Below are 12,492 nucleotides of genomic sequence, written 5' to 3'. Positions count from 1 at the left end.
ATTGCTCTACGGCAGGCAAAACAACAAGTTTTAAATATGACGATAATTAAAAAAGGACATTCATCAAAAAAAGTGAAAAAATGGCTAAAAAGATGTTGTTGTTTGGAGTTATTTTTTTACTGGTCTTAATGTTTGTTTTAGCCGGTTGTAAAAAAACAGGAGAGGCTGCTGTTTCTAAAGGAACTCAATTTGACAATACTTTCTCTTCCGAATCCTACAAAAAGATATACCAAGAGAAGATATCTAAATTACCAAAAGAGGATATAAAAGAATTAGCGAAAGCAAGGAAAGATATTATAGAGCAGAAAAGATTAATTAAACAATATGAAAATCAAAAAATAGAAATTACATCTGCCCAAAAAGCAGCTTTAGAGTCTGCGCAGCAAAAATTTAAGTCTTTACTGGAGAAATATGAAATACCTGAAGAAATAGACCAAGAAGTGGATGAAATAAATGAAAATTCAGAAACATGGAATGCAAATTATAATTCTATAATGCTTATGCCAGATGAAATGAAAAAACAGCACTTAGGGTCTAATGATGAAGAAGCAAAACCAAAAGAGACAAAAGTTTATTCAAGCACTTCTTCAAGTCCTCCAGATTCTTTTGATTGGAGAAATTATAATGGAAAAAATTATGTTACTTCTGTTAAAGACCAGGGATCTTGCGGAAGTTGTTGGGCATTTGCTACTGTTGGGGCTGTTGAAGCAGCTGCAAGAATTTATGATGATAATCCTGCTCTTAATATTGATTTATCTGAGCAAGATTTAGTTTCGTGCAGCGGGGCCGGAAATTGTGTTGATGGTGGTTATGCAAGTGAATCTTTAGAATATATCGAGGATGATGGAAGCAAGACTGAATCATGTTTTCCTTACACTGCAACAGACCAAAGTTGTTCAAATTCATGTATAAACCTGGAAAATGGGGTGTCCGGAATTTCTTATAGTTCTGTATCATTAAGTAATACCGAAGCAATAAAACAGGCGCTAACAGAAAAAGGTCCTTTGGTAACTGGAATGTATATCTATTATGATTTTTATTTTTATAGTGATGGGATATATAAATACACTTCTGGTGATTATGAAGGTAACCATGTTGTTGTTATTGTTGGTTATGGCACTTCAAATGGAAAAACATACTGGATTGCTAAAAATTCCTGGGGGACTTATTGGGGGGAAGATGGTTTTTTTAGAATATATGCGGGAGAAGCAGGAATAGACTCCAGATTTATTTATGCTATTACTTCTGTGGGTCTATCGCAGTGTACAAATCAGTGCACATCAGGAACTAAACAATGTTATGGTACAACCGGATATCAAACATGCGGGGATTATGATAGTAATTCTTGTTATGAGTGGAGTTCTGTAACAAATTGCGCTTCAGGATACACATGCAGCAATGGAGCATGTGTTGCTTCATGCACTAATGAATGCACAACTTCAGGAGCAAAACAATGTTCAGGAAGTGGCTATCAAACATGTGGTAATTATGACAGCGATTCCTGCTTAGAGTGGGGTTCTGTAATAAATACTCCAATTTGTGCTTCTGGATATACATGCAGCAATGGAATCTGCGTCTCCATCTGCTCTTCCAATTATGTTTTTAACTATTTAAATGGTAGGCAGGATACAAATTATTATTCTGTAGCATGGAGCGATAGAAGCGATATAACTGCTTGTTGCAGTAGCACAGCTGAGTGTGTGGGATTGGACGGAAAGTGCTATTCCAATCATCAATCCTCGCCAGGATTCAACTCTGGGGGGAATGACAATATTGCTGACTGCGAATGGGTGACTAACTGGTGGTTTGATTGTGATTATGATGGAACTTCTTGCAAAGATTGCAAATTAAAATGGGTTAAAAGCGGGGAAAAGAAGGTATTTGGTGAATATGACACAGCTACATCAACAGAGTGCTGCGGGGATGATGCTAATGAATATTATGTTACTGCAAATTGCCCTGGCGTGAGCGGAAAAAGCGCTTGCTGCGACTCGCCTAAAGACCTGGTCAATTCTCGTGGCGAATGCACTAGCACATTAGCAAAGTGCTGCGAAGGCAATGCTAATAAATATCTCAATTATGTAAACGGGCGCCAGACAGGAAATTCCTATGATGTGGCATGGAGCGATAAAAGCGATATAACTGCTTGTTGCAGTAGCGCATCTGAGTGTGTGGGATTGGATGGTAAGTGCTATTCCAATCATCAATCTTTGTCAGGATTCAACCCTGGGGGAAATGACAATATTGCTGACTGTGAATGGGTGACAAACTGGTGGTTTGATTGTGATTATGATGGAACTGCGTGCAAGGATTGTAAACTAAGATGGGTTAAAGGTGGCGAAACTGCTGCATTTGGCGAATACAGCACGGGCGCAGCAACTGAATGTTGTGGCGATGATGCTAATGAATATTATGTTACTGGTGATTGTACTAATTCTGGAAAAACTGCTTGTTGTAATTCTGCTAATGATAAGATTAATGCCCAAGGCAAGTGTGTAAGCAGATGCTAGGCATTAAAACCTTGCAAGGAAAGAAATGTTTAAATATAGGAAGATACAAGTTAGGAAATGATAATCAGAGGTGAAAAATGGCGAAGGCAAAGGGGACTTTTTTGGAGAAGATAGGTATTGCTTCTTTCCTGGTGGGAGCGGTAATCGCAATTGTAATGGGAGCATTCAATCTTCCTGTAGAATATGCTGCAATTGAAGTGATAATTATAGCAATTCTCGGGCTTGTTGTTGGTCTGCTGAATATAACAGACAAAGAGAAGATGCTTTACCTGGTTGCAACAATAACGATGATAGTTATATTTTCAAGCTTTAATACTATGCTCGAGAAAGTGCCTGTTTTTAATGATGCATTAAGCAAGATGCTGCAGAATTTGACTGTGTTCATAGCATCCGGCGGATTTATTGTCGCATTGAAGTCATTTTTGGATATTGCATCTGAAAAATAAGGAGATTAAATGGCTAAAAAAAGAAAAAATCTGAAAACAGCTGGAAAATCCCTGCAGAACAATAGAAGAATAACATCCGGCATTCCAGGATTTGACAGGCTTTGCGAAGGCGGATTGCTGCCTAGAAGCATAAACCTTGTTACAGGAGGGGCCGGAACAGGAAAAACAATTTTCGGTATGCAGTTTCTTCACGAAGGGATAAAAAGAGGGGAAAAAGGATTGTTTATTTCTTTTGAAGAGGATCTTGAAGATCTGAAAGGCGATGCTGAAAACTTCGGCTGGAATTTTACCAAATGCGAAGAGGACGGATCATGCGCTTTTCTTTATTACTATCCTTATGAGCTTGAGGATTTTCAGACAAGGCTGATAAGCGAAGTGCAGAGGATTAATGCGAAACGGGTTGTGATAGACAGCACATCTGCATTTGGAATGGCATTCGGAAATGAATACGAGATAAGAAAGGCCCTTTATTCGCTTTCCATGCAGCTGAAAAAGCTCGAGTGCACAGCAATAATAACATCAGAGATAGTCGGAGAAGTGAGAGACCCGGAAAACAGGGAATTAAAAAGGGTGAGCAGGTTCAATGTTGAGGAGTTTGTATGTGATTCTGTAATTGTTTTAGACATCATTGAAGAATCTAAGAAGTGCAACCGCTCTGTTGAAATTTTGAAGATGAGAAGAACAGCGCACAGGCAGGGCGAGAGTCCAATGCTCATAACAAAATCAGGCATTATCGTGAAGGGCTAGCTTCTAATATGGATGAAAAAATAAGCCATAGAGTTGAAGAAATAATTCTTGTACTGATTATTGCCCTCAACATTCTTGATGCTTTCAGGCTGCTGAAAGGAGATCTTGATGTTCTGCAGAAGATAATATCATGGGCTGCATTGGGCTATATACTGTACAAGGCAAGCTTTACAAAAATCATTTTCGGAAGCAGGAAAAGAATTGCCGATGCTGCAATAATAGCTGCTTATTTTTTATTTGTGATGAAAGATTTCACAGCATACGCAGCTGTAGCTGCAGAAGGAAGCTATTTTTTTAACAATGTGTTGAGCGCAATGGCTGCAAATTCTGCTGCCTTTGATAATTTTGGCATTTACTCCGGAGGAATTCTGCTGATTGCTGTCTCTTTATATGCGGCATTTAAGCTTGAAATCAGGAAGCCGAGCTTCATGGATGTTATAGAAGAAGATGGCAAGAGAAGCGGAATTCATGAAGTCACAAGAGCTTTTATTGTGCTGCTTGTGCTGAGCGGATTTTTTGTCACTATTTTCAATCTGCTGGAGGGGTGGCTCGTGTTTTTGCTTGATTCGCCGATAATAATTATTGGAATTGCAGCATATCTCTTCATTGTAATGCGGCATTACGAAAAGTTTTCAGCAGAGCATCTTATTTTCAAAGCCGGCGACTTCGGAGACAAGCTGTACAAGGGATTTGTCAGCTTATTTCATTACAAAAGGGGTGTTTTTTTAGGGGTTGGCGGATTACTTGCATTGCATCTTCTCACAGATTTTGGGAATTTTGTTGTGCCTTATATTTTCGGAATAAAGGACGAGATGTTTCTTGCGAAGCTTGGAGCAGGGCATAGTTCGATATTCAGCCTCATGATGAATGATATGGGTGCTGTTCTGCTCAATAACATTTCTGTATTTATAATTTATCTGCTCAATATAATTGCAATTGTCTTCTTCCTTCTGATGCCTGCATTTGTGTGGTATAAGATGTTCAATAAAAAAGAGCTTCATGTGAACAGGGTTGTGCTTGGCATAATCTGTTCATCGCTTGTGTCCTTTATTTTGATGCCCTTGTTCAGCATAAGGAGCATTCCCCAGAGCATAATGATGAAAGAAGGGATTACAGGGGCAGATATAATGACGAGGGGAATAACAGAGAGCAGCTTTTTGATAAATAAAGTTTTAAATCACCAGCTTTCTGTTTTTATTGTTGCAATTATTTCGATCATTGCCGGGCTAACTGTTTATTTATTAGCCATTAATAAAGGAGCCAGAAAAAAGGTTTTTGTTGTATGCGTTTTAATAGGTTTTGGATTCTTCGGCTACTATATATGGTTTTTCTTTGCGAACATGTTCAACTATTACATACAAGCAATAACCAGCCTGCTTCTTGCTCATCATTTCTTCATTTCAGCTTACCTGCTTATCTTCATGATGCTTACAACGATATTCTACATCGCAGGATACGCAATGTTTGTGTACGAGATAGTGAAGGAGCACATACTGAGAGAATTTGTTTGACAAACATTTAAGCAGCGTTATCCTAGGTAATAACAGGTGTTATTAAAAATGTCAGAATTTTCCATCCAGTCTTTGACTGGTGGCAGAAAGCCAACCTTTTTTGTATGTGGAAAATTCTGAGCATGCTCAAAAACCACCCGATGCGATGGAACGTAGCTACATGCCACCCATCTATGATGGGTGGTTTTTGACACAATAACGTGTTGACGTCAGATTACGGGCTGATTCAAGATGCAAAGAGAATTAATAAGGCAATTGTTATGGTGGCAGGACAGGTTTTGTGAGGCGAGGCTTTCGACCTCTAAAAAACCGAAAGCATACTCATTTCGCTTTGCTTCATTCCTAGCTTTCGGTTTCTCACTACGTTCAAAATCGAAAGCTTTATATACTAATTAGGATTAGTACTAATCATGATTAGGTTCATTGACAGAATAGACGAAACAAGAGTACTTGAGAAAGACTGGAATAGCCAGGAAAATGCATTTATTGTGGTTTTTGGCAGAAGAAGGATAGGCAAGACCAGATTACTGGACAACTTTCTTCAAAATAAGGATGGAGCCAGGTATACAGCTGAAGATACAAACAAAAGAATTCAAATCAACGAATTCAAGAGTATTCTTGCTTCTTATCTACACGATGATTTTCTGCTAAAACAAGATATTTTGGATTGGGGCTCGCTTTTTTCCTATCTTTCAAAAGTTTTGGATAAGAAAAAGAGAATTTACATCTGGATAGATGAATTTTCTTATCTGATAAAAAATGACCATTCAATAACCAGTGTTCTTCAAAAATTTATAGATGACTTCATAAGAAACTCCAATGTTTTCTTTATTGTAAGTGGATCCATCTATGGGCTCATGAGCCAAGAAGTGCTGTCCCATTCTTCTCCGCTTTACGGAAGGCGGACAAGGGACTTATTGCTAAAGCCAATTCCAGCAAGATATTGCATGGAGTTTCTGCCTTTCGATTTTGAGGATTCGATCAAAACCATATGCACTTTAAATGGCATTCCGGAATATCTTAATGTCGCCTCAAAACATAAATCATATGAAGAATTTATTCTGAATGAGTTCTTTAAGCCAGAGGGCTACTTTTACAGGGAACCATTCTATCTGCTCTCTCAGGAGTTTAAAGAAATCAGAACATATTTCTCCATTTTGAATGCGATTGCATACGGCAATTCAAAACCAACAGAAATAGCTAATTTTGTAGGCATAAACGCCAGGGAAATATACCCTTATCTCGAGCTTTTAATCGGCTATGGTTTTGTTGCAAGAGAAACCTCAATCCTTGGCGATAGGAAGAAAGGAGTTTATTATATAAGCGATAACTTTTTTGATTTCTGGTTTAATTTTGTCCATAAAAACAGAGAAAACATAGAGAGGGGATACTATAAGCTAATCAAAAAAGATTTAAATGATTATTTTGGAAGAAGGTTTGAGGTCTTTGTTAGAGAAAATTTTCTATCTTTTTTCAGGGGTTATGAGCATAGCGGCAGATGGTGGTGGAAAGACAAAGAAATAGATGTTGTTGCCTTAAATGAGCAAACAAAAGAAATTTTATTTGCAGAATGCAAGTGGAAAGACGACGTAAATGTTCATGATGTTTTCAAAGAATTAAATGAAAAGGCAAAATATGCAGACTGGAATGGCGAAAACAGAAAAGAGAGTTTTGCGGTTTTTGCCAAATCTTTCAAGAAAAAAATCAATGAATTTGAAGGTAAAAAAGTCCATTGTTTTGACTTAAAGGACATTGAAAAATCGCTTAAAAAATAAGATGGGAACAACAACTTGTCAAAAACCACCCCCATAGGATGGTGGAATGTGATTATTGTTCACAGTATCAAGTGGTTTTTGAGCATGCTCAAAAATTTTCTGCATCAAAAAATGAGGCTGGCTTTCTGCCACAAATCCGAGATTAGTGGAAAATTTTTGACATTTTATTTAAAGCATAATGATTTTGGAAAGAGGAAACAGCAAGAAAGGTAAAAGATGCAAAGCGAACTGATAAAGCAATTGATTGCGTTTAATTTTTCCTTTTCGCATGAATGTGCGCATGATGTATTGTATGCGAAGGCCAGCCTGCTTTTTTGAGGATTTTTCTTGTATGCTTTGGCGCCAATCCTTTTTCATGGGCCTTTTTGATCCATTCTGCGAGCTTCTTTACATGATGCTCCGGAGCGGGCTGGAATTTGCTGAAGAAAATAATTGCATAAATGAGCAATAAAACAACCAATATCGGAGATGAGGTTTTTATTAATGATATTTGCCCTTCTTTTGTCTTTAAGCCAACCATCATGTTTGCGAAAAGATTCGGCTTTTTTATCTGCGCTGGCTTTTCTTCTGTTACGCCTTCTATTTTTTCAGCTATGCCTAATGCAATTAGCAGCTTTTCGCAGTCTTCCAGCAGTTTTTTATCGACTTTGTAGCCGATTTCTGTTGGCTCTTCTAATACGTCAAAATGCCACATTATGAGAGGATCTTCGTTTATTACCTCGTAATCAGAATTGTAGAATTCTATGCCTTTCGGCTTTATGCCTGCCTTTATCAGCAAGGCAATGCATTTCGGTATCTTTTCATACAGGCTGAAATTGTAAAGCTTTTTTTCTGGCGTTATCCTCAGCCTTATTATCGTTGAATTTTCTGTTTCGTTGTACTCGAATGTCCTGTTTATCTTTACATTCCTGCTTGTTTCAAAGTATTTGTTGATTATTTCATTTGTTTTCTCTGACACTAATTCCAATGCCATAGATGGATCTGTTATCTTTATTATTTCTTCAATAAAGTCCTTTGCCTGCTCATCTGAAGGCTGCTCTATTGTTTCTGCTGGCTGCTCTATTGGCTTTGGCTGCTCCAATGTTGGAGTTTGAGGCTGCTCTGTTGGCGGTGTTTGTGTTTTTTCTTGTTTTGGCTGCGTTGTTGTTCCGCCTCCTCCTGACCCTCCGCCTCCGCCACTTTCTGCTGCGCATGATGCAGAGCAGCCGTCTCCGCTGTTTGTATTGCTGTCATCGCATTCCTCAGATCCTTCTTTGTTTCCATCGCCGCATCTTATTGCATTTGCAACATTTAATGTTGCATTATTGCTCGTTGCATTTAATGAGCTGTCTGTTGCATTGAATGTTATAAATTCCTCGCCATACCATCTGCCAATTGCTGTTAATGTTGCAATATTTGTTGTTTGATCTATTGATACTGAAATATCTGAAGGCGTTGTTGAACTATAGTTCATATCATCATTGTCTATATCTTTGAAATAAAGCGAAAGATTGATTGTCACAGCACCTGCTTCGCTCCATGATTTGTCTGGAATTGATGCATTGAGGATTGGGGCTGCGTTTGCTATTGTCAATATTGATGAATTTAATGCAGTCCCATAATCAGTTCCATCATAAGGCGTAACTTCGCAAGTCCAGTTCTGGCCTTTTGTTGTATTGCCATGGCCTATTGAAGTTAAATTTTCCAATGATGCAATTGCAGCTGAATTATTCAGCCATCTTATTTTGTTTGTTATTGCGTCAGCATCAACATCATTCGTTGTTTGATTGAAGCATTGCAAAGTTTCATTTGTTTTGTTTAATTTCATTGAAGAGTTAAGTAATGGAGTAGAATGTGTTGGCGCAGTGTTTTGTATTGTTAAGTTCCATACAGTTGTTTGGTTCCAATTATTAGAAGAATCATTGGCATACCATGTCCAGCTTATATTCTGCCCTTTTGCTGCTGTGATCTGCTTTGTTATGTTTATTTTTATCGAAGCGGTAAGATTTAATGGAATTGCTGTTTCATTTACTAATGCGCCTGTTCCGTTGTCAAAGCTGAAAATTGAGTAATTCAATGCAAGATTGTCGCTGACATTTATGCTGAAGTAAACTGTCTGGTTTGTTTTTAATAAAGTGGCATTTGTTAAATTATTGCTCCATGACGGCGCAATTGTGTCATTTATTGAGAAGTAATAAGCCTGGGATGAATTTATGTACTGCGAGTCAGAGCAGTTGATGCTGTAATTATGGTAGCCATAAGACAAGCTTATTGTGAAGTTTGTCATTGTGTTGTTCAAGGTTGTTGTGTTTGATGCGTTATAAGCGCTGTCTATGAACAATGAGCAGTTCAATGTCGAGTTTTCAGCGTCTGTAACATTGAATGTGAAGTTTATCAGCTGCGTGTTGTTGATCTGGGAATTATTCAAAGGATAAGCAAGGAGAGGAGTTGCTGGAGGGGTGTTTGAAGCGGCAGCTGGAACGCCTACAACAATGTTCACTAATCTGTTTGTTGACATATTTATTATTGCTCCAGAACTATTTGTATTTGTTCCGTCTGTTGCAGATACATTATAGCCGGAATAATTTATGAACGTTCCGCCATTATTGATGTACTCCGTTACATTTAATCTTAAAAATCCAGTTGCATTTGCTGTTCCTGTAAAGTTCATAGTTGACACTGTGCCGGATGTTGAATTGAATGCTGTGACATTAGCATAAGGGATCACAGTTCCATTTGACCAATTGGATTGGATTTCGAGATACCACTGTCGTGAGAAGTTGGAGTTTGATCCAACAGTTACAGTTGAGAAGGTTACATTGAGGAAGGTGTTGTTGATGGAGTTTGTTACGTTGATGTCTTTGGTTGAGCCGCTGGTTATACTGGAATCCCTGATTATTATATTGTCGGATGACATAAGTCTTAAGTTATATCTTCCACTTGTTAAAGTGCAGTTTCTTATTGTGAAGTTGCTATTAACAGAGTTTATAACAATAGTGTCAAGACCGCCGGCACCATCACCTGTTATAGTATATCCCATACAATTAAGTTCAGTATCATTTTTATTGAAGGTTATTGCAGTATACCCGCTACCATCACAATTTAGGTTCCCATTTAAATCATAATACCCAGAACCATTAGTACCACCACAATCAGAGAAAATGGCTAATCCCGTTATAGTTGATTTTTGAAAAACTAACAACCCAACCATAAAAACAATGAGAAAGCCGGCGAGGATAATGGATAAATGGCCTAATTGGGCTTTTTTATTTTTTAATAGTTTGTTAAAATTAGATTCAAGATATTTACTTAAGAGATCGGTCAGCTCTTTGCCTACTTTCGTGTTTTTTAGCTTACAGTATGCTGCAAATCTTCTCCATGTTTCCTTGTCAACATCCTTTACAGTTAATGTCATAGTATTACTAGTATTTTTTTTAATAAAAGTAATACTTCATATATAAATCTTTGGTTTTTAAAATAATTAAAAGAAGTTTAATTATTTCCCATATTCCATATCTGCATTTAACATTACTGTTTCTCTGCTTGTAGCTGTAGTAGTATGATCAAATCTTCCATTAGTATTGTTTTTTATTGCTATACTTCCATCAAAAAAACAGATATGGTTTTTTTCTCCGTTATTTGATATGCCGCCATCATTAAGGTTATTATCATCAACAAGTATTGCCGGTGTAGCCTGATTCTGGTCTAATTTTGAGTTTGCTCCTCTTGAAATACTACCATATAAATAGGCACTATAAACAGCTATTCCTCCTGTATTCCAGTCAGCTTCTACTTTATCTTGCGTTCTAACGCTATTCTCTGGAGATCCGAGTGTTTTTGGTTTAATGCCATAATCATTTACTAATAATCCTAAAGCGAGTGGAGCATCGGTTGCTCCTTTAATTATTTGTACTGCAACAGAGGATGACCCATATTGCGGTATTTTATCCCAATCCTGATAATACATTACTACGCCTTTGTAGATGTTTTGTAGATTGTTTATGCAGACTACCCCTTTTGCTTTATCTCTTGCACCTTTTAAAGAAGGCAGCAATATCCCAGCTAAAATTGCAATAATCGAAATCACAACCAGCAGCTCAATCAATGTAAATGCATCCTTTCCTTTCTTGCCGGTATTCTTTTTAAATGATCCAGCCAGTGCTGTTTTTGCGCTTTCATATAAATTGACAGATCTTTCGCCAATATTTTTAACGCCGTCATAAGCAGCCTGCATTAGATTTAATCCTTTCTCTTTCAAAGATTTTAATGTAGTCCTTCCCACTCTTCCAAATCTTGAAACAACGCCATTGTAGATGTCATCAGGAAGCATTCCAGAATCAGATGCATAAGCAAGCTGAGAATTTTGATAAGTTATTTTATCTGCTAAGCCATCAAAAAATCCGTTAACGCCGGAAACTGATCTCTCTAAGCCGCTTCTCAGCTTATAGCCTAAATCCTGCATTAAGCTTCTGCCTGTTGACAAGCTGAAGCTTCCGCTGTCATAAAAGCCTTTTCTGGCATATTCTTTTGAAATATCAGCATCCAAAGCCATAGAACATCAGATAGCCGCTTCAATATTTAAGCTTTACTATTTTTGTAACTATAAAGTGAATATGGAAAGGTTTAAATAGTAAAACTGCTTGCTAAATATAAGGTGAATGAAAATGGCAACTGAAATTGAAGGAATATATAAAAACGGAAAAATACTACCCATGAACGATATCAAGCTAGAGGAAAATACGAAAGTCACAGTTATGATACATGACCATACCAAAAATAAATCATTTATGAGAAAGTTAATTGGGGCTTGGGAAAATGTAAAAGAGATGGATGGCATATTTAATGACATCCTGAAAAGAAGGCACAAAGACATTGGAAGAAAGGTCGGTATTTAGATGGCAGTTTTAGATACAGATTTTCTTGTGGGCATATTAAGAAAAAATAAAGATGCTGTCAAAAAATTTGAAGAAATAGGCCCTGATGAGCCTTTAAGGACAACTGTTTTTAATATACATGAGCTAATAGAAGGTGTTTGCAGATCAAGTAAACCAGAGCAGAATATGAAACAGGTTGATGAGCTTATAAAGGACATAGAAATTTTGTCTTACCTCGACCACTATCCGCAGACTTCTGGAAAAATTTCCGCTGATTTGATTGAGACAGGAAAAATGATTGGTATAATTGATGTTTTCATTGCAACAATAACCTTAAAAAATGGAGAAGCACTTATAACAAAGAATAAAGAACATTTCGAAAACATTGAAGGTTTGAAAATAATACTTTGGTAATGCATTCTTAAGCTATATTTTGAAGTTCTGCAGGTTCAAGGAGAGCTTTACAAAGGTTTAAATGTGAGAATAGCTCACTGCATGTTATGAAAAAGCAAATACATAATTTTACTGTAGTAATAGAAAAAGACGAGGACGGATATTATGTAGGCAGCGTGCCTGCTCTTCGCGGATGCCATACACAAGGCAAAACCCTAGATGAATTGCTGAAAAATATAAAAGAAGCAATTGAATTA

General features: G+C 37.3%; 9 protein-coding genes and 1 pseudogene. 8 read left to right on the top strand and 2 right to left on the bottom strand.

Annotated elements, in window-relative coordinates; translation table 11 throughout:
- Positions 1–80: 80 nt before the first annotated feature.
- From Q7J54_00375 to Q7J54_00355, 5 genes are all read left to right on the top strand, one after another.
- Positions 81–2,510, top strand: coding sequence for a C1 family peptidase (locus Q7J54_00375; GenBank protein ID MDO8740013.1), 2,430 nt, complete (start codon positions 81–83; stop codon positions 2,508–2,510).
- A 77-nt stretch (positions 2,511–2,587) separates the two neighbouring features.
- The gene (locus Q7J54_00370) at positions 2,588–2,956 is read left to right on the top strand and encodes a hypothetical protein (protein ID MDO8740012.1); all 369 of its coding nucleotides are present in this window, start codon (positions 2,588–2,590) and stop codon (positions 2,954–2,956) included.
- Between the two features lie 9 nt (positions 2,957–2,965).
- Positions 2,966–3,703 carry an ATPase domain-containing protein gene (locus tag Q7J54_00365; GenBank protein ID MDO8740011.1) on the top strand — a complete coding sequence of 246 codons (738 nt, stop codon included), beginning with the start codon at positions 2,966–2,968 and terminating at the stop codon, positions 3,701–3,703.
- Positions 3,704–3,711: 8 nt separating this feature from the next.
- Positions 3,712–5,214 (top strand): hypothetical protein, encoded by a 1,503-nt coding sequence (locus Q7J54_00360; protein ID MDO8740010.1) that lies wholly within the window; start codon positions 3,712–3,714, stop codon positions 5,212–5,214.
- Between the two features lie 410 nt (positions 5,215–5,624).
- Positions 5,625–6,989, top strand: coding sequence for an ATP-binding protein (locus Q7J54_00355; protein MDO8740009.1), 1,365 nt, complete (start codon positions 5,625–5,627; stop codon positions 6,987–6,989).
- 250 nt (positions 6,990–7,239) lie between these two features.
- On the opposite strand, the gene Q7J54_00350 is transcribed toward Q7J54_00355, so the two are convergent.
- Complete coding sequence (locus Q7J54_00350; protein ID MDO8740008.1) at positions 7,240–10,383, bottom strand: myxococcus cysteine-rich repeat containing protein; 3,144 nt, start codon at positions 10,381–10,383, stop codon at positions 7,240–7,242.
- A 567-nt stretch (positions 10,384–10,950) separates the two neighbouring features.
- Positions 10,951–11,127 (bottom strand): annotated as a pseudogene (locus Q7J54_00345) (type II secretion system protein).
- A 505-nt stretch (positions 11,128–11,632) separates the two neighbouring features.
- Between Q7J54_00345 and Q7J54_00340 the strand changes: the two are divergent.
- The 3 genes from Q7J54_00340 to Q7J54_00330 all read left to right on the top strand — a co-directional run.
- Positions 11,633–11,863 (top strand): DUF104 domain-containing protein, encoded by a 231-nt coding sequence (locus tag Q7J54_00340; protein MDO8740007.1) that lies wholly within the window; start codon positions 11,633–11,635, stop codon positions 11,861–11,863.
- Positions 11,864–12,256 (top strand): type II toxin-antitoxin system VapC family toxin, encoded by a 393-nt coding sequence (locus Q7J54_00335; GenBank protein ID MDO8740006.1) that lies wholly within the window; start codon positions 11,864–11,866, stop codon positions 12,254–12,256.
- Between the two features lie 86 nt (positions 12,257–12,342).
- Positions 12,343–12,492: type II toxin-antitoxin system HicB family antitoxin (locus Q7J54_00330; protein MDO8740005.1), on the top strand; the 150-nt coding region annotated here is incomplete at its 3' end.

This window comes from Candidatus Woesearchaeota archaeon (genome assembly GCA_030651135.1).
Taxonomy (GTDB): domain Archaea; phylum Nanobdellota; class Nanobdellia; order Woesearchaeales; family JACPBO01; genus JACPBO01.
Note: the sequence above shows the minus strand (reverse complement) of the source record. Positions and strands in the feature narration are given on the sequence as shown.

What these genes read in the sequence shown, in the direction of transcription:
- Q7J54_00375 (MDO8740013.1), top strand. Translation starts at nt 81, where the DNA reads ATGGCTAAAAAGATGTTGTTGTTTGGAGTTATTTTTTTACTGGTCTTA.
- Q7J54_00370 (MDO8740012.1), top strand. Translation starts at nt 2,588, where the DNA reads ATGGCGAAGGCAAAGGGGACTTTTTTGGAGAAGATAGGTATTGCTTCT.
- Q7J54_00365 (MDO8740011.1), top strand. Translation starts at nt 2,966, where the DNA reads ATGGCTAAAAAAAGAAAAAATCTGAAAACAGCTGGAAAATCCCTGCAG.
- Q7J54_00360 (MDO8740010.1), top strand. Translation starts at nt 3,712, where the DNA reads ATGGATGAAAAAATAAGCCATAGAGTTGAAGAAATAATTCTTGTACTG.
- Q7J54_00355 (MDO8740009.1), top strand. Translation starts at nt 5,625, where the DNA reads ATGATTAGGTTCATTGACAGAATAGACGAAACAAGAGTACTTGAGAAA.
- Q7J54_00350 (MDO8740008.1), bottom strand. Translation starts at nt 10,383, where the DNA reads ATGACATTAACTGTAAAGGATGTTGACAAGGAAACATGGAGAAGATTT.
- Q7J54_00340 (MDO8740007.1), top strand. Translation starts at nt 11,633, where the DNA reads ATGGCAACTGAAATTGAAGGAATATATAAAAACGGAAAAATACTACCC.
- Q7J54_00335 (MDO8740006.1), top strand. Translation starts at nt 11,864, where the DNA reads ATGGCAGTTTTAGATACAGATTTTCTTGTGGGCATATTAAGAAAAAAT.